The 19,226-nt window shown below is 38.0% G+C and carries 14 protein-coding genes and 4 pseudogenes; 5 read left to right on the plus strand and 13 right to left on the minus strand.

All coding sequences use genetic code 11. The annotated features are described in order from the left end of the window. Positions 1–82: 82 nt before the first annotated feature. The 4 genes and pseudogenes from N4G44_RS14935 to N4G44_RS14950 all read right to left on the minus strand — a co-directional run bounded on the left by N4G44_RS14935 (position 83) and on the right by N4G44_RS14950 (position 4,288). Positions 83–1,429: an alpha-amylase family glycosyl hydrolase gene (locus N4G44_RS14935; protein ID WP_474928030.1), complete on the minus strand. Its 1,347-nt coding sequence runs from the start codon at positions 1,427–1,429 to the stop codon at positions 83–85. A 371-nt stretch (positions 1,430–1,800) separates the two neighbouring features. Next, positions 1,801–2,400, minus strand: coding sequence for an IS1096 element passenger TnpR family protein (locus N4G44_RS14940; RefSeq protein WP_474928032.1), 600 nt, complete (start codon positions 2,398–2,400; stop codon positions 1,801–1,803). 133 nt (positions 2,401–2,533) lie between these two features. Next, positions 2,534–3,564 (minus strand): annotated as a pseudogene (locus N4G44_RS14945) (sensor histidine kinase). A 46-nt stretch (positions 3,565–3,610) separates the two neighbouring features. Further along, positions 3,611–4,288, minus strand: coding sequence for a response regulator transcription factor (locus N4G44_RS14950; protein WP_027379708.1), 678 nt, complete (start codon positions 4,286–4,288; stop codon positions 3,611–3,613). A gap of 349 nt (positions 4,289–4,637) precedes the next feature. Here N4G44_RS14950 and N4G44_RS14955 point away from each other — a divergent pair, with 349 nt between their 5' ends. Both N4G44_RS14955 and N4G44_RS14960 read left to right on the plus strand, forming a co-directional pair. Next, positions 4,638–7,115: a TonB-dependent receptor plug domain-containing protein gene (locus N4G44_RS14955; RefSeq protein WP_474928035.1), complete on the plus strand. Its 2,478-nt coding sequence runs from the start codon at positions 4,638–4,640 to the stop codon at positions 7,113–7,115. A gap of 38 nt (positions 7,116–7,153) precedes the next feature. Further along, a complete protein-coding gene (locus N4G44_RS14960; protein WP_474928036.1) occupies positions 7,154–8,377 on the plus strand; it encodes a hypothetical protein in 1,224 nt (407 codons plus the stop codon). Positions 8,378–8,445: 68 nt separating this feature from the next. On the opposite strand, the gene N4G44_RS14965 is transcribed toward N4G44_RS14960, so the two are convergent. The 7 genes and pseudogenes from N4G44_RS14965 to N4G44_RS14995 form a co-directional block, all read right to left on the minus strand. Further along, positions 8,446–8,637 (minus strand): helix-turn-helix domain-containing protein, encoded by a 192-nt coding sequence (locus tag N4G44_RS14965; protein ID WP_474928347.1) that lies wholly within the window; start codon positions 8,635–8,637, stop codon positions 8,446–8,448. Next, the gene (locus N4G44_RS14970; RefSeq protein WP_474928038.1) at positions 8,622–9,284 is read right to left on the minus strand and encodes an AraC family ligand binding domain-containing protein; all 663 of its coding nucleotides are present in this window, start codon (positions 9,282–9,284) and stop codon (positions 8,622–8,624) included. The genes N4G44_RS14965 and N4G44_RS14970 overlap by 16 nt, the downstream gene beginning before the upstream one ends. 269 nt (positions 9,285–9,553) lie before the next feature. After that, positions 9,554–10,886 (minus strand): annotated as a pseudogene (locus N4G44_RS14975) (amidohydrolase). 346 nt (positions 10,887–11,232) lie between these two features. Continuing rightward, positions 11,233–12,516, minus strand: a complete 1,284-nt coding sequence (gene hemL, locus N4G44_RS14980; protein WP_474928039.1) for a glutamate-1-semialdehyde 2,1-aminomutase — start codon at positions 12,514–12,516, stop codon at positions 11,233–11,235. A gap of 88 nt (positions 12,517–12,604) precedes the next feature. Then, positions 12,605–13,665, minus strand: a pseudogene (locus N4G44_RS14985) (glucosaminidase domain-containing protein). A 16-nt stretch (positions 13,666–13,681) separates the two neighbouring features. Beyond that, a pseudogene (locus tag N4G44_RS14990) lies at positions 13,682–14,592 on the minus strand (1-aminocyclopropane-1-carboxylate deaminase/D-cysteine desulfhydrase). Positions 14,593–14,943: 351 nt separating this feature from the next. Further along, positions 14,944–15,279: a hypothetical protein gene (locus N4G44_RS14995; RefSeq protein ID WP_474928041.1), complete on the minus strand. Its 336-nt coding sequence runs from the start codon at positions 15,277–15,279 to the stop codon at positions 14,944–14,946. Between the two features lie 41 nt (positions 15,280–15,320). On the opposite strand from N4G44_RS14995, the gene N4G44_RS15000 reads away from it, so the two are divergent. The 3 genes from N4G44_RS15000 (at position 15,321) to N4G44_RS15010 (ending at position 17,804) form a co-directional block, all read left to right on the plus strand. Beyond that, positions 15,321–15,503 (plus strand): DUF5522 domain-containing protein, encoded by a 183-nt coding sequence (locus N4G44_RS15000; protein ID WP_048502239.1) that lies wholly within the window; start codon positions 15,321–15,323, stop codon positions 15,501–15,503. Between the two features lies 1 nt (position 15,504). Continuing rightward, positions 15,505–16,032: a DUF4136 domain-containing protein gene (locus tag N4G44_RS15005; RefSeq protein WP_040998582.1), complete on the plus strand. Its 528-nt coding sequence runs from the start codon at positions 15,505–15,507 to the stop codon at positions 16,030–16,032. Positions 16,033–16,277: 245 nt separating this feature from the next. After that, entirely contained in the window at positions 16,278–17,804 is a 1,527-nt protein-coding gene (locus N4G44_RS15010; protein WP_474928046.1) for an endonuclease, read from the plus strand. Positions 17,805–18,010: 206 nt separating this feature from the next. On the opposite strand, the gene N4G44_RS15015 is transcribed toward N4G44_RS15010, so the two are convergent. Together N4G44_RS15015 and N4G44_RS15020 are read right to left on the minus strand one after the other, a co-directional pair. Then, entirely contained in the window at positions 18,011–18,538 is a 528-nt protein-coding gene (locus tag N4G44_RS15015) for a hypothetical protein (RefSeq protein WP_474928050.1), read from the minus strand. A gap of 57 nt (positions 18,539–18,595) precedes the next feature. Continuing rightward, positions 18,596–18,880 (minus strand): hypothetical protein, encoded by a 285-nt coding sequence (locus N4G44_RS15020; protein ID WP_474928053.1) that lies wholly within the window; start codon positions 18,878–18,880, stop codon positions 18,596–18,598. Positions 18,881–19,226 lie beyond the last annotated feature (346 nt).

The raw sequence follows: 19,226 nt of genomic DNA on the forward strand, positions 1-19,226 counted from the left end.
ATTGAATATTTTAAAATTATTGAACGATCATCCAGAATAAAAAGTGTAATTACTTCTTAACTTTAAATGTTCAGTCTTTAATTTATTTTTCAAAAACTGCATAATCTGAAACTTTGAAGCTGAAATCTTTTCCGCCGTCAAAATCTCTTTTTGTTTTGTCGAAAACATTGCGGAAAGTTCCTGAAAGGTTCTGATCTTCAATAGTAAAGTTTACAGGCTCTTTTGACATATTCAGGACGACCAGAACCTCATCTTTTCCATTCTTCCTTACATAAGCCAAGATTTTGTCATTGGCAGTTGTATTCAGAAGATAGGTCGAAACATTGGTATCCCCTCCTCTTAATGCAGGATTGGATGCTTTCAGTTCCAGCAGGGTTTTATAAAATTCTGCCATCTGGTAGTTGTTTGTCCATTTAATGGCGTCTTTTTCAAAAAATTCCAGTCTTTTCGTGTTGGGAAGCTCCTGCCCTGAATACAACAAAGGAACACCGTTCCAGGTTGCTGAGAATACAGCCATAGGCTTGGTAATAACTCCGTATTTTTCGTATTCTGTTCCGTTCCATGAGTTTTCATCGTGGTTGGCTGTGAACCAGGCTCTCATGGAAGCATCTCCGATATTGGAATACTGCTTCAAGAGATCTGTAAGTTCCTTCAGTGGCTCATTTTTCTTATAATAATCAGCCGATTTGTGCATCCATTTCCATGAATAACTGGCATCAAATACTTTTCCGTATTCAGGGCTTTCGATTTCATCAAATTCTCCCAGCCAGAAAAGCGGCTTTATTTTTTCAACTTTGGGGCGTGCCTGCTGCCAGAAATCTACTTCTACCCATGAGGCAAGGTCGCATCTGAAGCCATCAATACCGGTTTCTTTGACCCAGAATTTCATGGCGTCGATCATAGCCAGCCTCATTTCCTGATTTTTATAATCCAGCTCGATAATATCGTCCATTCCTGAGGCAATATGGAATTTCCCGTCAGGATCTTTCAGATAAAATTCAGGGTGTGTTTTTGTCCAGATATGGTCCCAGCCGGTGTGGTTGGCCACCCAGTCTATGATTACCTTGAATCCTAAACGGTGGGCTTCATTTACCATATGCTTGAAATCATTCATTGTTCCGAATTCCGGATTAATGGAGGTATAATCTGACGCCGCGTAAGGACTTCCGAGGCTTCCTTTTTTGTTTTGCTGGGCAATAGGAGTTACCGGCATGAACCAAAGGGTTCTGACTCCCATTTTTTTCAGGCGGGGCATTTCTTTTTCAAATGCTTTAAAGGTTCCTTCCTGTGTATATTGTCTTATGTTTACTTCATAAATATTGGTGGTGTGCTTCCATTCCTTCGGCAGATCCATAGTGTTTTTCGTATTTTGAGTGGCGCAGGAAATAATGCCCAGGCCAATTATTGCTAATAGAATTAATTTCTTCATTCATCTATTTTTAGCAAAAGTAAGGAATGTTTTTTTGTTAGAGTAGAAAGTGGAGGGAAAACGGGAATTGGCGAGGGAATTTTGCGTCGCAGGAGATTTTTTAAGGTGGATGATGTTTAATTTTGAATTATAAGAGTTATGGGAAATCGGATGTTTTTCACGCAAAGTTTATGTTTGATTCTTTTTATTTTAAGAATGGCAAAGAATGGCGGCTGCGCCGCTGATTAGGCTGGTGGATATTCTGCCTGCATAGTTTTTTCAAGCTTGCTTCCTGGTTAAAAAATTCACCATTTACTTGTGAAACAAAATTCACTATTGACATAAAAAAGCCCCGGACAAAAATCCAGGGCTTATATTATTTTCAGATGTTGTTATCTTTCATCATCGTTATCATCATCATCTTCGAAAACATCATCGTTGTAGTTTTCTTCTTCCTCGTCATCGAAGCTGTCGTCATCTTCATCTTCGAAAGTGGTGTTTCCTCCAAAGTCATCATCAAAGCTGAAATCGTCGTCCATAAGCGGCATTGCCGATCTCTTTTTGGATCCTCCCGCGTTTCCGCTTCTGCTTGGTGCTTTCAACGGAACGTTTCCGAATCTGTATACTGTAATAGGGTAATTAACTCCTTTTGTTTCTTCAATAATCTCCACAAGCTCACAATACAGCTCCCAAAGATCAAGAAGCCCGTACTGGAACTGAGCCTTGTCGCCTATTTTTTCAAAAGCTTCATCAATGTAGACATCCGACATAATCTCGCCATCACCATCGTCACTCATATCTTCCAGAGGAACGCTTTTAACTATCGTCCCGTCATCTTCCAGCATATTAAAAGTGGAAAGCTCATCGCCCTGCAGACTGAACGCACTTTTAATTCCCAAATGTAAGTTCCATAGCGATTGTTTTCCCTTCACTTCAATATCTCGGAAAATATCCTCTTTCGCATCTAATATTACGCGGATCTTGTAAACCATATCAGTTTCTTAAATTACTTTTTTGCCTTAATTATTATGATAAATCTCTGTTGCAAATATATAATAAATGACATGTGACAAAAAAATATTTCAGGATTTTTTAAAATATTTTTTTTCTTACATTTTACCAAAATTATTTACTTTTCTCAAGCATGAAACTGAATTTCGTGCCTTCCAGATAGACACTTTCTACGGTAATATTTTCATTGTGGGCTTCCAGGATGTGCTTCACAATGGCCAGTCCTAAACCGGAACCTCCTTCTCTCCTGCTTCTACTGGTTTCCACACGGTAGAACCTTTCGAAGATCCTTGGAAGGGCTTCCGCTTTAATTCCCATCCCGTTATCTATCACTTCAATGAGTACTTTATTTTTAAGGACACTGGTTTTTACGGCAACTTTGGCTTCCTGTCTGTTGGCATAATGGATGGCATTGGAAATAAGGTTAATGAAAACCTGTGAAATCTTCTGCTTGTCGGCATCTACAAAGATCTGGGGATGGAGGGTCTGAATCTGTAGAGTGGCATTATGCTTTTCGGCCTCAAATTCAAGAAGCTCAAAAATTTCTTTAATTAAAAGGTTAACATCAAATTTTGAAACGGTAATACTGATTTCTCCTGCCTCAAGCCTGTTAATCATATCAAGATCCGTAACAATGGCGATTAATCTTTCTACTGATTTATCAATTCTTTCCAGGTATTTGTCGCGGATGGTAAGGTTATCAACTCCCCGTCTCTGAGGGTTTCCACATATCCCTGAATGGAAAACAGGGGTGTTTTAAGTTCATGGGAAACGTTTCCTATATATTCTTTACGGTAGCTTTCCATCTCCTTCATCATATCGATCTCGGTTACCTGCTGCTGGTTAAGATCGGAAAATCTTTCTCCCAACTCTTTAATGGTAATATTTTCGTCGTTGTCATGAACAATTTCCTGCGGAAGTATTTGTGAAAGCCCGCGGACCTGCTTTTTTCCGTAATAATTGAAGAGAAGCTCAAGAACTACGTAGTTGATCATAAAGATGAGAACCAGGCAGGTGAAAAGACCGATTTTAAAAAAAGGGGTCTGGTAATAGATATCCTTCAGTGAATCGAAGATGATTACTAAAAGAAACATCACCAGTGTCAGAAGACACGAGGCGACGAGTGTAAGTCTGTAAAATTTCAATTTTACAAGTTTTTATAGGTTTATGTAAAGATAGGAATTTAAGTTATTAAACGATAAGCTTATAACCGATTCCTTTTAATGTCTGGATGGTATTGATTCCCAGTTTTTCCCTTAATCTTCTGATGTGTACATCAATGGTTCTTTCTCCTACAATCACATCATTTCCCCATACTTTTTCAAGAATTTCTTCTCTTTTGAATACTTTTTCCGTGTTGGAAGCAAGAAGATAAAGTAAATCGAACTCTTTTTTAGGTAGAAGGAACTGTTGTCCGCTTTTGGAAACCCTGAAATTGTCTTTATCAATTACAAGATCCCCGATCTCAATAAGCTTGGCATTATCTGAAACCTGAGAAGTCAGCTGTAGCAAAGCATTTACTTTAGAGATAAGAATTTTCGGTTTGATCAGCTTTACAATATAGTCATTGGCACCGGCCTGAAATCCTGCTAACTGGGAAAATTCTTCGCTTCTGGCGGAAAGGAAAACAATAAGTGTTTTCTGCAGTTCTTTTACTTTACGAAGTTCCTGGCAGGTTTCGATACCGTCTTTTTCCGGCATCATTACATCTAAAAGGATAAGATCGGGAATAATCTCTTTAGCTTTATCTATTCCTTCGTTACCGTTTGTGGCTGTATAGATATCATAGCCTTCTTTTTCCAGGTTGTAAGACAGAATCTCTAAAATATCCAGTTCATCGTCTATTAAGAGTATTTTCTTTTGGTTCATTTTAAATTTTTGCTGAGTCAAAGTTAATAAATTTTAAAGCACAGATGAACAAATGTATTATCGTTCACATAAAGTTAACAATAATATTCTTTTCTTAATGTTTAGTTAAAAAAAATTAAAATTCGCTAAACCACTTACCCCACTTATCTTTTATTCCTTTGCACCGAAAGAATCTAGTAAATAAAGTAAGTAAGATAATGAAAATTAATAAACTTAGCATTGCAGTCGTATTTTTATCCGGATCAATGTTTTACGCTCAGGAAACGAAGCAGGACACGATCGTTAAGGAGAAAAAATTGATGGCGTAGTCATCCAGGGAAGCAGCAACAAAAAAACTGAAACTGCCGTATTGGGAGAACAAAAGAAAGCGGTTATTCAAAAGCAGGCTGTAAGTGCTGAAGAGATTTCCAGGAAAGGAATTTCCAACGTAGAACAAGGACTTACGAAAGTAACGGGAATCACTACAGTAGAAGGAAGAGGACTTTTCGTAAGAGGACTTGAAGAACGATACAATTATTTATTGATCAACGGGCTTGGTTCACCTTCCAATAACCCTTTCCAGAAGATCATTGCCCTGAAACAGTTCCCGACGGACGTAGTAGGGAAGCTAAATATCTATAAAACCTTCAACTCTAACCTTTACGGGGATTTTGCAGGTGCTACCTTTGATATTGAAACGCTTACGATTGATAAAGCTTTTTCAAAGATAGAATTTAGTGTAGGAGTGAATACTTTGAGTACTTTCAGAGATGGATTTAAAGTTTCCGAGGGTGCAGATGGCTTTACAGGTTACCTGGGTCTAAATTCAAGAGACAAAAAATTGCCATCGGCTATAAGAGATGCCAGACCAAGCAACTATAGATTTTCGGGAAGCGAATCTTTATCACAGTTTAAAGACAGCTGGAACGTTGATAATATAAAGTCTTTACCTAATACAAGCCTAGGTTTTACTACAGTACAGAAAATGAAAGCCGGTGAAACCGGAAGTCTTGGTATTTTATTTTCATTAAATCAAAGTTCTGAATATTCCTATAAAGAAGGAGCAAAAAACCAGTTTAAGGACTTCGGTGGTATTATCAACCTCAATAACGAGCTATTAAGAAAGCAGTATAATTTTGAAATAGAATCTTCTGCATTATTAGGGTTGGGTTATAAAAATAAGGGAACAGCCATTAACCTTAACACAATGTATCTTCAGAATGTAAACAATATTATTGAAGATTATTACGGATACAAAAACAACCAGGTTCAATACAGGGATATCGGGTTTTTCCGTACCAACCAGCAGGATTTATCAAGATTCCTTAATATTCAGCTTACTGCCTCTCAAAAAATTGGTGACAGACACCAGATAAAGGCAGGAGGAAGCTATGTTATTAATAACTATCAGCAGCCGGACAGAAAAATACTGGAAGGAAGCCGCCTGGATACAAACGGAAATATGCTGCCGGATAATCAGTTGCTTTTAGCATATGGAGGAAGTAATATTATCCGTCAATATCTGGATGTTAATTCCAGATTCTATGGCTCCGCTTATGGTGAATATTCTGTGTTTTTAGGAGAAAAGGGTGACAGAAAGGATTATCCTATGCAATTATCTGTTGGATATAACGGTTTTGCTGATCTGAGAAAAACATCTTACCGTTTCATTTTCGGAAAACCTAACGGAACTGCGGGGCAAAGTTTCATTATTGATAAAAATTCTCCACAGGATAAATTTAACCAGGATTTGGCGAATAACAGATTCTTTTTTCAGGAAGAAACTGATGCTTCGAACTTCTTTACAAGTATGTACCAGTTCGTGAATGCAGGATATATTAACTTTAACTACAAACCTACGGAAAGTTGGGACATCCTGATCGGCGGGAGATACGAGAATGATATGACGTTGATCCGTTTTTCTGAGCAGGCTGCTGACAAAAAGACCAACCTGAACAAAGAAAGAGATTTATTTCTTCCGTCACTTTCCATTAAAAAGGCTCTTAATACCAAAAATAATTTAAGATTCTCTTTCAGTAAAACGGTTACACGTCCGGTCCTGATTGAAACTATGGAAATTTCATACATCAACCCGGATAATGAAACAATTAAAGGTAACCCGGATATCAAATTAAGTGATAACTACAACTTTGACTTAAAATGGGAATACTTCCCAACCAATAAAGAAATGTTTGCGGTGAACTTATTTGCCAAAAGAATCAACAATGCGATTGAAAGATCTTTTGTTTCTTCCGGAGATGCCAATGGGGTAACTGTAACTTTCTATAATGCAAAAAAAGCGGATCTCGCCGGAATAGAGCTTGAAGGGATAATGAACTTAGGAAGAATTTCCGAATCATTAGACAAATTTACTTTAGGTGCCAATGCTACTTTTATGTACACTGATGTTGAAAGAAGTGAAGATCAGCTAAAACTGGAGCGTCCAAATCCGAATTTCTATACCGGAGAATTACGCAAGAGAGGTTTACAGGGAGCTTCTCCATATACAATCAATGCTGATTTAAAATACGAGACCAAAACAAAAAATAATCTCACCAGAACTTTATCTCTTGTATATAACGTTTCAGGCTCTAAAATCTATGCCGTGGGAACTTCCGGATCAGATAACTTTTATGAAAAGCCTTTCCATCAGCTAGATTTTGTATACCAGGAACAGATTTCAAAAAACTGGAACATAAAAGCAGGAATTCAAAATATTTTCAATAACAGATATAAAATCCTATTAGGAGAAAAGAGCTATTACAATGTTGAAACAAATGGTGTAAATACGTACACAGACTATTTCAGAGGAGTTAATTTCAACCTTACCGTTGGTTATACATTCTAAAAAAATTTAAATAAAAAAATAAAATAAAGTATATAAAAATGAAAAGAAGAGTTTTATCATTATTATCGTTAACAGCCGTGTTAACATTGGCCTTAAATTCATGTACTATCGAGGTAAATGATGGCTTGGGAGACGGTACTACAGTTACTACTCCGGGAACTACTGAAGGTGTATTAAGCGGAAGCGGAACATTATCAGGAACTATTACAAAAGATATCCTTATCAAAAAAGGAAACTATACATTAGACGGAATCGTTAAAATTACAAATAACGCTACTATTACTATTGAAGCGGGAGCTACATTCAATGTCGTAACAACTAAAACAAGTGGTTTGGTGGTTCTTCAGGATGGTAAAATCAATGCCGTTGGTACTGCTTCTGAACCAATTGTATTCACTACTTCTACTAAAACTCCGGGAGACTGGGGAGGAATCACGATCTACGGAAATGCTCCAATCAAAGCAATTAACGGAAATACACAAGCTCTTTCTGAAGACGGTAACAATGTTTACTACGGCGGAACTGATGCCAATTCAAATTCCGGTACTATGAAGTTTGTAAGAGTAGAATATGCCGGTAAAAAGATCGGTGACGGTACTTCTGAAACCAATTCTATGACATTCTACGCTGTAGGAGCAGGTACGACCTTAGAAAACCTTGTAACCTACAAAGGGACAGATGACGGTTATGAGTTCTTCGGAGGTACTGTAAGTGCCAAGAATATCGTTTCTTATGGTAACTATGATGATTCATTCGACTGGCAGGATGCATGGAGCGGGCAAAACAACACAAACTGGTATGCTTTCCAGACAGGAGTAGGAAACTTCGGTATGGAAATAGAATCTTCCAGTAATGTTGATAATGTTGCCCCAAAAATCTCTAATATAACATTAATCAGAGACGCTAATACAAATCCTGAGGTTGCCAATTCACCTGAAATTACTGCTATCCAGTTCAAAAAGCAGGGAACGGGAATTTTCTCAAACGTTTACATCAGCGGTTATAAAAATATCGGAACCCAAAAAGCTTATGCTGTTCTGATTCAGGATGCTGCTACAGAAACAAGCCAGGTAAACACAGGGAAAGTAGTGGTTGCTCCTCTTACTTACTTAAACTCTGACAATGCAGGTGTTTGGGGATATGCATTTACTCCAAACGGTGGAAAAACTTTCACCAACACTGCTACTGTTACCAAAGTAACTCTAACTCCTGGAGCATGGGCTACAGTAGACGGAGTAAACCTTTTGGCAGGATTACAATAAGTAACTAGTTTCTTCATATCAAATTTAAATGGCCATCGGGAATTTCCCGGTGGCTTTTGTATGAATGATTATTTAAACTGCGACGGAGTCATTCCCGTCTGTGCTTTGAAAAATTTAGAAAAGCTGGCGTGATCATAAAATCCGAGGTCATACACTATGTCTTTTACAGACATTTCCGATACCTTTAAAAGACGTTTTGCCTCCAGCAGAATCCTGTCCTGGACAAGAGAAGAAGCGGAAGCATTCAGATTTTTTTGCAGACGATATTTAAATAATTGGCTGAAATATTTAGTTTATCCGCATAGAAAGAAACTGACCTTTCCATTTTGAAATGCTCATCAATAAGCTGTAGAAACTTAGAAATAATAGGATTGGAATGATACCTTTCAAAATCTTTAAAAGCCCCTTCTACAGATTTACTGACCAGCAACCCGATCAGCTCACTTCGTTTTTGAATCAATACCCAAAATACATTTTCACCGCTGATCTCTTTTTGAATAGCCTGAAATTCATAACGGAAAATTTCAAAAGCTTCCCGGGAAAGATTGATCACCGGATGGTTCCGATAATAGGAAGCTGAGAACCTCAGTGAGGGCAAAAAGCTCTCAAACCAATCCCGGCTTATCATCAGCTGATAACCTACCGTTTCCTTTTCAATCTCCCATTGGTGCACCTGATCCGGAAAAACAAGATGAATCTGGCTGTTCCTTACTTCATATTCCGTGAAATCAATAGTATGCTTGCCTCTTCCGTGTTCAAAAAGATTAATGATAAAAAAATCATGTTTGTGGGGTTCATCAATAGAGCGCTCACCATGCAGTTCATTAAACAGCAAATGACAGTCATGAAGCCGGCTTTCACTGAACTCCTGAATCCCTAAAACCGGAAAATGATCTGTATGCCCCACCCTGTCTGATTTTCTTTTAAAAGTAGTGAAATTTATGCAGGAAAATTGAATGGATGGAGGTATTTTCATCTTAGACCGGGTGTTTTTACACAAAAAGCACAAAAGTTTTTTTACCCTTAAGTTATTTTAAGTTCAAAAGCTTTAGAAAAATATAAGAACATTTAAGCTTTCTGGAAATCATAGATTTACAGAATGACTGATATTCGTAGACCCTGATTCCCCTCCTCTGGAGAGGTGGCAAAAATTCAGAGAATTTTTGACGGGGTGATTTAATAAACCACATTCCCCTGATAAACCAACGATTCAACATCCGAAATCCTCGAAACCGCCTCCGCAGAACAACTGGCATTCATCAGCACAAAATCTGCCTGATCTCCGGCTTTGGGCCATTGCTGATTTCCTTTATCATCCAGTGGAAGGACATTGGCTGTTGCCAGTTTCAGGCTCCTTGACAGTAAAAACTCTGTAGAATAGCCGTAAAGCTGCGCCATCAGATTGGCTTTTTGCAATACGCTTCCGGTCCCGAAAGTATTCCAGTGGTCTACAATACTGTCATTACCTGTCAATACGGTTACATTGTGTTTATACAAGGTTGGAATTGGCATGACCAAGCTTCCAAAAGGGATTGTAGAGACAATTCCGATCTGGGCCTGCGCCAACTTTTCGGCAATTTCTTCCTGCTTTGCTTTATCTAGTTTGGCCAGAATAAAACAGTGACTCAGATATGTTTTTCCTTTCAGGGAAGGATTTTCATTGACTTTTTCAATTAAATATTCAACTGTTTTCAAACCGGATTCCCCGTTTCATGAAGATGAATATCAATTCCTTTTTTATGATCTAAAGCCAGCTGAACCGTAAAATCAACCGTTTTTTCGATGGCACCGTCAATGGTAAACGGATCTACTCCACCAATAAAGTCTATAGCCATTTGAGCCGCTTCTTTGAGATAGGGCACAGAATCCGTATAAAATACGCCGTGCTGCGGGAAAGCTACCAACTCCGCTCCAAAGGTTTTATTTTTATTTTCTAAGGCTTTCTGAAGGTTTTCTAAGGATTGTAATTTTGAAGTCGGTTCAATATTGACATGGCTTCTTGCAAAGGAAGTTCCCTTTGACTGCAATAATTCAATCATTTTTTCCGCCTTGAATGTTGAGTTTTTCAGCATTTCGGGAAGCATTTTCTGTTCCAGTTCAATCATTCCTTTTACTCCCCGGTTCTTTTTCTTATTGCCTGCCATTTATCCCCGTAAAAAGTTTTATCAAGATGAATATGCATATCCTTAAAAGAAGGAAGCATCAGCATTCCCTTTGCATCAAGAGCTTTTCCATTGGGCTGGTTCGGGCTTACTTTAATGATCTTTCCATTTTCAATTTCAATATAAAACAGATCGGTTTTGGTGGCAATTACTTCTCCTTCTTCATATTCAAAACCTGTTTCCAAACGAACGTTTTTAAGGCTAAATTTTCCTTTTTCAGAAATATTCTGCTGATCAAATAATGGGGATGCTGCCATAATATTGGGGATTAAAGTGAGTCCGGCTGCTGCCAGAGCTGAGTTTCTTATAAAATCTTTGCGCGATATGGTATTTCCACGGGTCTTCATTTCCAATCTATTTTATAACAAAAATAGAAAGAATGGCTTTGAGTGAAGTGTACGGTTTATTACAATATCTGTATGATTTATTTGGATTGTTGCTGAAGAGGCGTTTTAACCACCCCGTCAAAAATTCTCTGAATTTTCGCCACCCCTCCAGAGGAGGGGAATGAGGGTCTACGAATATTAGTCATTCTGTAAACCTATGATTTCTAGAAAACTTATGTGCTCTTCTTTTTTCCAAAGCTTTGAACTTAAAATAACTTAAGGGTAAAAAAACTTTTGTGCCTTTTGTGGTAAAAAACAAAAGACCGGATCATAAAATCCGGTCTTATAGTAATTTATCTTATATATCTTAAGAATATTCAAACTTTCTTACTGCTTCAAGCGTCATATCGATTTCTTTATCCTTGATTGCATCACTGATAAAATAGGTTTCGTAACCACTTGGCGGAAGGTATATTCCGTTCTGAAGCATCTGGTGAAAGAAATTATTGAAAAGGGAATGATTGGAAGCTGCTGCTTCATCAAAATCAGACACTCTGTTGGTATGGAAAAACACAGACATCATGGAACCTTTTCTGTTGATCTTATGGGGAATTCCTTTTTCATTCAGAATTTTACCGATACCGAAATCAAGCGTTTCAGCTGTTTTATTGATCCTTTTAAAGAATTCCGGATCATTTTTGATAAGCTGTAAAGTTTTCAATCCGGCTCTCATGGCCAATGGATTTCCGCTTAATGTTCCGGCCTGGTAAACGCCGCCTTTTGGAGCCAGATGGTCCATAATTTCGTTTCTTCCTGCAAAAGCTCCTACCGGAAGGCCGCCGCCGATTACTTTTCCGTAAGTAACCAGATCCGCTTTTACGTTGAATAATTCCTGTGCACCTCCGAAAGCCAGCCTGAAACCAGTCATTACCTCATCAAAAATCAATAATGCCCCATTTTCATCACAGATTTTTCTTAAATTTTGAAGGAAATTATTTTCAGGAAGCACACACCCCATATTTCCCGCAACCGGTTCTATAATAACGGCTGCAATTTGTCCCTGGTTATGGCGGAACAGATCTTCAACCTGTTCAAAATCGTTGTAACGGGCCAGAAGAGTATCTTTAGCCGTTCCCTCCGTTACTCCCGGAGAATTTGGATTGCCAAAAGTAGCGGCACCACTTCCTGCTTTGATCAGGAATGAGTCCGAGTGCCCATGATAACAGCCTTCAAACTTAATAATCTTATCTCTCTTTGTAAATCCTCTTGCCAGTCTTACGGCGCTCATACAGGCCTCTGTCCCTGAAGAAACCATCCTGATCTGTTCGATATTCGGGACATTTTCTATGATGAATTTTGCAATTTCTGTTTCAAGTTCTGTAGGGGCTCCGAAAGAGAAACCTTTTTCAGCCTGGATTTTAAGTTCTTCCAAAACTTCAGGATGGGTGTGCCCTAAAATAGCCGGACCCCATGAATTGATGTAATCGATATACGTGTTGTCGTCAGCATCGGTAAGATAAGCTCCTTTTGCGGATTTCATGAATACAGGCACTCCTCCTACGGATTTGAAAGCACGCACGGGAGAATTAACCCCGCCCGGGATGTATTTGTAGGCTTCATCAAATAAAGCCGAACTTCTTTGGTATTTCATTTATTGTTGATCGTTGATGGCTGCTGATTGATCGTTCACCGGTAAACATTATATTGTCAACCGATAGCAATAATCAGCAACTATTGAATTAGTTTCTTGGTTTTTTATCAATCAAATAAATCAGCTGGCCGGCAGAAGGTTTCTGTCCTTCGTCCATCCTGTTTTTTGCGTATAATTTATTCAATTTGATTCCGAATTTCTGGGCGATATCATGCATATCTTCACCATTTTCGGCTGTATAAGTGGCCGTATTTCCTGCTGAATTTTTGGATTCAAGGAAGACAATGTCATTTTTCTTTAAAACATCACTATCCAGTTCATTCCATTTCGCCAGCCTGCTTTCGCTTATTTTGAATTTATTTGCAATGAATTTTACAGTAGTATCTTCAGGAATAACAATGTATTTTAAGCCTTCATTAGGGTGGCTTTTGATTAGGATTGAATTAAGAATCTCAGCTTTTGTTTTGATTCTTTCCACTCTTTTCTGCTGCTGGGCATAAGAGGTCTGCTTATAAGGAACCTCAACAGTGACAGGATCTTTAGCTTTTTTAACCGACATTTTGGAAGGTTCCAGCTGAGCCATGAATGTTCTGTCGTCTTTCAGATCAGGATACATTTTAAGAACGGCATACAGTACTTCTTTGGAATTGGTATTGTCATATTCATAAAGCCTGTATCTCTCAATTTTACCAATGAGGATTGATGCATAACGTGGATTGGTTGCATAACCTGCTTTTTGAGTCCGTAAGCCCACGCTTTGTAATCTTTCATATCCAGATTGAAAAGATTTGTATAATATTTTCTTGTGGCCAGGAATATGGAGTGATCTTCGTAGGACTGTCTGGGATCATCGTAGACACGAAAACACTCATTGGGAGCATCATCTGTATGCTTCATGGTTTTTCCGGTCCAGTCTTCCTTACATTTTATACCGAAGTGATTTTTACCTTCCTGAGCCAGTCTGCTCTGCCCTCCTCCCGTCTCCAGGAGTCCCTGGGCTAATGTGATAGAGGCTGGAATTTTGTACTTTTCCATTTCTTCTACCGCATATTTAGCGAATTTCTGAATGTACTGGTCTTCAGTAGCCCAAGTCTGGGCTGAGAATGTTGATAAAACTAAAAGGCTTACGATGGAGAAAAGTCTTTTCATGTTTTTCAATTTTTACTTATATAATTAAATTTCTATTCTGTTTTTCTAAAAGCAGATTGGCTCCTTCTATACCCTGCAGTCCGCCGGTATGAAAGCACAACACCCTACTGTTTTCAGGAAAGTAACCTTCATCTATCAGTTCGAAAACTTTCTGCATCATTTTTCCTGTATACACCGGCTCCAAAGGAATACCGTACTTTTCTTTAAATTCATTGATAAAACGGATGTTTTCATCTTTTATTTTACCATAACCTCCAAAACATGAATCTATTAGATTAAAATTCCGTCCTGAAGTTAATTCTGAGATTTTATTCCCTAGTGAAGCATCATCAACTACTTTAAATCCTATAACTTTCTGATCTTCTTCACAAAACTTTGCAATTCCGGCAACTGTTCCTCCGGTTCCGACTGCGGTGCAAAGATAATCAAAATCTTTTGTTTGGTCATTGAGCATCATTTTAACGCCTTCTATGGCCTCTTCATTGGTTCCACCTTCGGGAACAATCAGTGCATCCGGGAATTCTTTGTGTAGAAATTCGGTGAGCTTGTCCTTATGTCTGTATTCTTCACGGGTTACAAACTTCAGGTTCATTCCGTTTCTTTTTGCCAGCAGAAGAGTTGGATTATCCCGCCATTTATCCTTCAGCTCCTCGCCCCTGATAATTCCCAATGTTGAAATGCCAGACAAATTTCCGACGGCAGAAACAGCAGCAATATGATTGGAAAATGCTCCCCGAAAGTAATGATATAAGGGTTTTCAGGATTTTTCTCAAGATAAGTGTTGATGTTATAAAATAGTTTCCAGTATTTATTTCCCGAGATCTGGGGATGAATGAGATCCTCCCTTTTGATAAAGAGCTTTATATTCTTATGATGAATGGATATTTCCTGAATGGGAATAGCTTCTGCCGGGGCTGTTAATAGCATTTTTATGGTTTAACTATTATCTGCAAAATTAGTGATTTGTTTTTTAGTGAATTATATGATTTTTTCGGGTTTTAGATAGAAGAGTTTAAATTTAGCCACGGATGATACGGATTTACACGAATTTTGGAAATAATATTTCTAATTCTTCTTTTTAGTCTCTAAATATTTTCGGGGTTATATTTGTGAAATTTGTGTTTTATTTTAGGTTTGGCTAAAGCCGGATGAATGATGGTTTATTTTTTATAAGGCGGGCTAAAGCCCACCCCTATTGAATTTTAATAAAAATCTTTAATCTTTAATCTTTAATCTTTAATCTTTAATCTTTAATCTTTAATCTTTAATCTTTAATCTTTAATCTTTTACAAAATACTTCCTGAAATTCCAGAATTTTCTTTTTCTCAGGTAATTCATGTCTGCTTCCTTTGCATACGCTTCTCTTTCAAACGAAATTCTTTTATAGGCTAAAAATTCGTCTTTCAGCTTGAAAAACCAGTAATAGTATTCGATAACATAAAAAATATAAAAGAAAATAACGAGCATTTCGAGCTGCTGTCTCAAATGGATTTTTTCGTGATTGATAAGTACTTTATTTTCCTTATCTTCGGGTTTCCTAATGAAGATAAAGGGAAAAAGAGCAATGCCATTGATTTTTAATCTTTTTAATGGCTTTTGGCATATAATTATCATACTAACAAATATAAAGTTTTTTTGACTTAGCGATTTAACTTATGGCCCAATATGACATCAAAGAAGGTGAAGATTTTTACTACAATGAACAGGGGTACAAGGTTTTTACGGAAAAATTCCATCTGAAAAGGGGGTATTGCTGTAAAAGCGGCTGCAGGCACTGTCCTTACGGGTACGATAAAAAGACTGATACATTTATTAAAAACGATAAAAAAAATAAATAAAATGAAAAAATATATTTTTATTTTGTTGGCATCGGCTGCATTAGGCCTTACATCGTGCAGTCCATTTCAGGTACGTTCAGATTACGCTGAAACAGCTAATTTTACGACTTACAAAACATACAAAATCAGAATCGACGATCTGAAACTGAATGATATTGATAAAGACAGGGTTTTAAATGAATTATCGAGACAGCTTCAGAGCAAAGGGCTTCAATCCGGAGAAAATCCTGACCTGATCGTTAATGTAAAAGCCAATCATAAAAAGATTACGGATATTACCAACAATTCTCCTTACGGAATGTGGGGATGGGGTGGCCCTTTCGGATGGGGCGTAGGCATGAGCAGAACATGGACCAGCAACTATAACGAAGGAGCACTGATCGTAGACCTTATCGATTCTAAAACCAACAAGCTGGTTTGGCAGGGTATCGGAAGCGGGATTTCCGTAGATTCTCCTAAAGCCAAACAGAGACAGATTCCTGAGATCATGGCTGAAATCATGAAAAATTATCCTCCTCAGAGAAAATAAATTTATTTAAATCAATTATCTATATATTTTCCGGTACGGTTTTCTGTACCGGATTTTTTATGGCTGAAAAATATTAACCATTAAATTCATTCATCTTAAATCCTTATCCTTTCTTCAGCTTATTTATCAAATTAATATGGTCCATCCGAGATATTGGTTAAACTGCATGCGCTACATTTCAAAATTAACAATAATGTAATTTTTTATTCGTGAAAATATAGTATTCTTACAAAAATTTTATTAGTATGAAAAAACTTATCTTATGTACTGTAATAGCGGGGTTTGCTAATGCCCAGGCTCCTGCAGGTTATTACAATTCAGCGAACGGATTGAGCGGTGCTGCGCTGAAAACGGCATTAAGTTCTATTATTACCAACGGACATCAGGACAAAGGTTACAATGGGCTTTGGACAGGTTATAAAACCACCGATATCGATAAGACCTATGAAAATGACGGTTCAATTATGGATATCTATTCAGAGAAACCTTCAGGAACCGATCCTTACAAATATACACCAGGTACAAACCAATGTGGTACCTACTCTACGGAGGGCAATTGCTATAACAGGGAGCATATTGTTCCTCAAAGTTTGTTCAGCCAGGCGTCTCCAATGGTTTCGGACATTCATTTTATCAGAGCTACAGACGGAAAAGTAAACGGGATGAGAAGTAATTATCCGTTCGGAAAGGTTGGTTCGGCAACATTTACTTCCATGAACGGCTCAAAACTGGGCAGTTCTTCATCTTCAGGATATGCAGGAACTGTTTTTGAACCGATCGATGAGTTTAAAGGTGATGTGGCAAGAATGATCTTTTATTTTGTAACGCGATATGAGAGTAAACTTTCTACTTTTTCTTCAGGAAATATGCTGGGCAGCTCAGCATTTCCGGGACTTCAGACCTGGGAGCTGAATGTTCTTCTGGCATGGCATGCTCAGGATCCGGTTTCACAGGCTGAGATCAACAGAAATAACGCTTCTTATACTTATCAGGGTAATAGAAATCCGTTCATCGATAATCCTAATTATGTCAATCAGATCTGGGGTTCAAGCCCGGGAACTACTGATCCCGGAACACCTACCAACCCGGGAACCAACTGCGTAAATGAAACTTTTGAAACGATTCCCGCAGCCGAAGCTTCCTATACCACAAGAACATGGTCGGCAAACGGCATTTCATGGACAGCCACAGATGCAAGAACGGACCAGACCATCAATACAAAGGCTATTACGGTAAGAAACGGTTCTTTAACTTCCGGAAGCTCAGCTAACGGTATCGGATCATTGACGGTGACTACGCAGCTTAAGTTTTCGGGAAGCAACGGAACATTTGATGTGAAAGTAAACGGAACAACGGTAGGAACAATACCTTACGGGGCTACTGTCGCCACAACGACGATCAATAACATCAATATTTCAGGAAACGTTACCGTAAGCCTTGTGAATACCTCATCGAGCAACAGAGTGGCTATAGACGATCTTAAATGGACGTGCTATTCGGGAACAGCCAGACAAGCTCAGGGAATATCATCCAATGAAGTTACAAGTCAGGAGCTTCAGGTTTACCCTAACCCAATTTCCGGACAGGAAATTTTTGTAAAGGGTAATACGCAGAATATCCAAAAGGCAGAAATTTATAATCTTCAGGGTAAAACGCTTCAGACGATTAGCAGTCCTTTTAAAAACGGAAATTCTATTAAGATCAGAAATCTTGAACAGGGAATTTATATTTTAAAGCTTGACCAGACTCCTTTGAAGTTTATCGTGAAATAATATTTTAATAATAATAATAAAAAGCCGGCTCAATGTTCTTGAGCCGGCTTTTATTTTTTTACTGGAAAATTTTCTTTCTTTTTTATTTCATGTAATTATACCATGGAGACGCCTGAGGAGTCGGATATTGCAGCCCAAAAACAGCATTATTCCTGTATGCATCTTTGGTAACGGTAACGTATTTGTTTCTGATCGTTCCATCGTCTTCAATGGAAATACTCAGGATTGAATAGTTTTTCCCGTCGTCCCAGAAAAAAGATGTAGGATAGGTAAATGAATTTTTTCGTCCTGGTTCCATGAAACTTTATCAGGAGATATTTTTTAAGCTTTTCAAAAATCGGTTTTACAAGCCTGGCATCTACGGTTGCTTTGTCTGTTACTGTTGCTGTAGGCTTTCCATGCTTAGCAGTTATCTTTTCAGCAAATTCCAAAGAATATTTTTCGGCGGCATTGGTATCGATTGCTCCTACTTTTCCTTTATATACGGTAATTCTTGTTCCCATTGTATTATCCAAAGGAATGCTGCTGTAGGTCAGGCCCTTGTTTTCGTCTGCATAATATTGTACTACATCGGGTTTGCTTCCATTATCTTTCAGAAAAAGGTTTTTATTTTCAAAATCATATTTCTTTGCATCTTCTCCCAAAGAGACGGACGAGAGGTCAAATGACTTGTTGCCACAGCATATATTGATCAATACAACGAAAATCAATATTAAAAACTTTCCTTTTTTCATAATACTTTATATTTTGATTATTAATGCTATTGCCTTTTGATAGGCAGATCAACTGTTTTACTGTTTCAAATATATGAATACCAGACAGAATACGTTGATCAAAGTGAGTACCAGTGCTGCCCCCAAAGACCACATGATCCTTTTCTTCATTCCGTATGAGGAGCTGTAAGTAGCGAGCAATACAGCAAAGAATGCAGCAGCGCCTGTAAAAATGCCTCCGGCGCCCAGCATGATCCAATCCAGCTGCAGAGCATTTGTATTGTCCTGATTTTCAGCATCTGTAATTTTTAATTTCTCTCCCAGAGCGGGCGGATTATTGCTGGTAATATCCAGGGTCTTCACTATTTTTTTCCGTTGGCATCTGTATATTCCACTTTTGGAAAAAAGACGACCCTGTCGGTGTACGAGGAGTTTGAAAAATTTTTACCCTTGGTGATTTCTTTCTTATACCCTATTACTGTTGCGGTATACTCCGGTTCATCATAAGTTCTGTATGCCTTCTCCCAAAAAAAGAGTAGGATAAAATAAATGCCAGAGCATTGATGGAAACCATTATCAACGAAATAATAAGAAAAAGAAATGCTTTTTCAACAACACTTCCTGTTTTTCCGGAATGATTTCTTTTATCCGAAATTTTTGAAAAGATTCTGTATCCCAGGAACACAGAAAGCAAAACGACCACGGCAGT

It is taken from the genome of Chryseobacterium sp. GTID13, assembly GCF_056172655.1.

What these genes read in the sequence shown, in the direction of transcription:
- N4G44_RS15005 (WP_040998582.1), top strand. Translation starts at nt 15,505, where the DNA reads ATGAAAAAATATATTTTTATTTTGTTGGCATCGGCTGCATTAGGCCTT.
- N4G44_RS14995 (WP_474928041.1), bottom strand. Translation starts at nt 15,279, where the DNA reads ATGATAATTATATGCCAAAAGCCATTAAAAAGATTAAAAATCAATGGC.
- N4G44_RS14960 (WP_474928036.1), top strand. Translation starts at nt 7,154, where the DNA reads ATGAAAAGAAGAGTTTTATCATTATTATCGTTAACAGCCGTGTTAACA.
- N4G44_RS15010 (WP_474928046.1), top strand. Translation starts at nt 16,278, where the DNA reads ATGAAAAAACTTATCTTATGTACTGTAATAGCGGGGTTTGCTAATGCC.
- N4G44_RS15000 (WP_048502239.1), top strand. Translation starts at nt 15,321, where the DNA reads ATGGCCCAATATGACATCAAAGAAGGTGAAGATTTTTACTACAATGAA.
- N4G44_RS14935 (WP_474928030.1), bottom strand. Translation starts at nt 1,429, where the DNA reads ATGAAGAAATTAATTCTATTAGCAATAATTGGCCTGGGCATTATTTCC.
- N4G44_RS14940 (WP_474928032.1), bottom strand. Translation starts at nt 2,400, where the DNA reads ATGGTTTACAAGATCCGCGTAATATTAGATGCGAAAGAGGATATTTTC.
- hemL (WP_474928039.1), bottom strand. Translation starts at nt 12,516, where the DNA reads ATGAAATACCAAAGAAGTTCGGCTTTATTTGATGAAGCCTACAAATAC.
- N4G44_RS15015 (WP_474928050.1), bottom strand. Translation starts at nt 18,538, where the DNA reads ATGAAAAAAGGAAAGTTTTTAATATTGATTTTCGTTGTATTGATCAAT.
- N4G44_RS14950 (WP_027379708.1), bottom strand. Translation starts at nt 4,288, where the DNA reads ATGAACCAAAAGAAAATACTCTTAATAGACGATGAACTGGATATTTTA.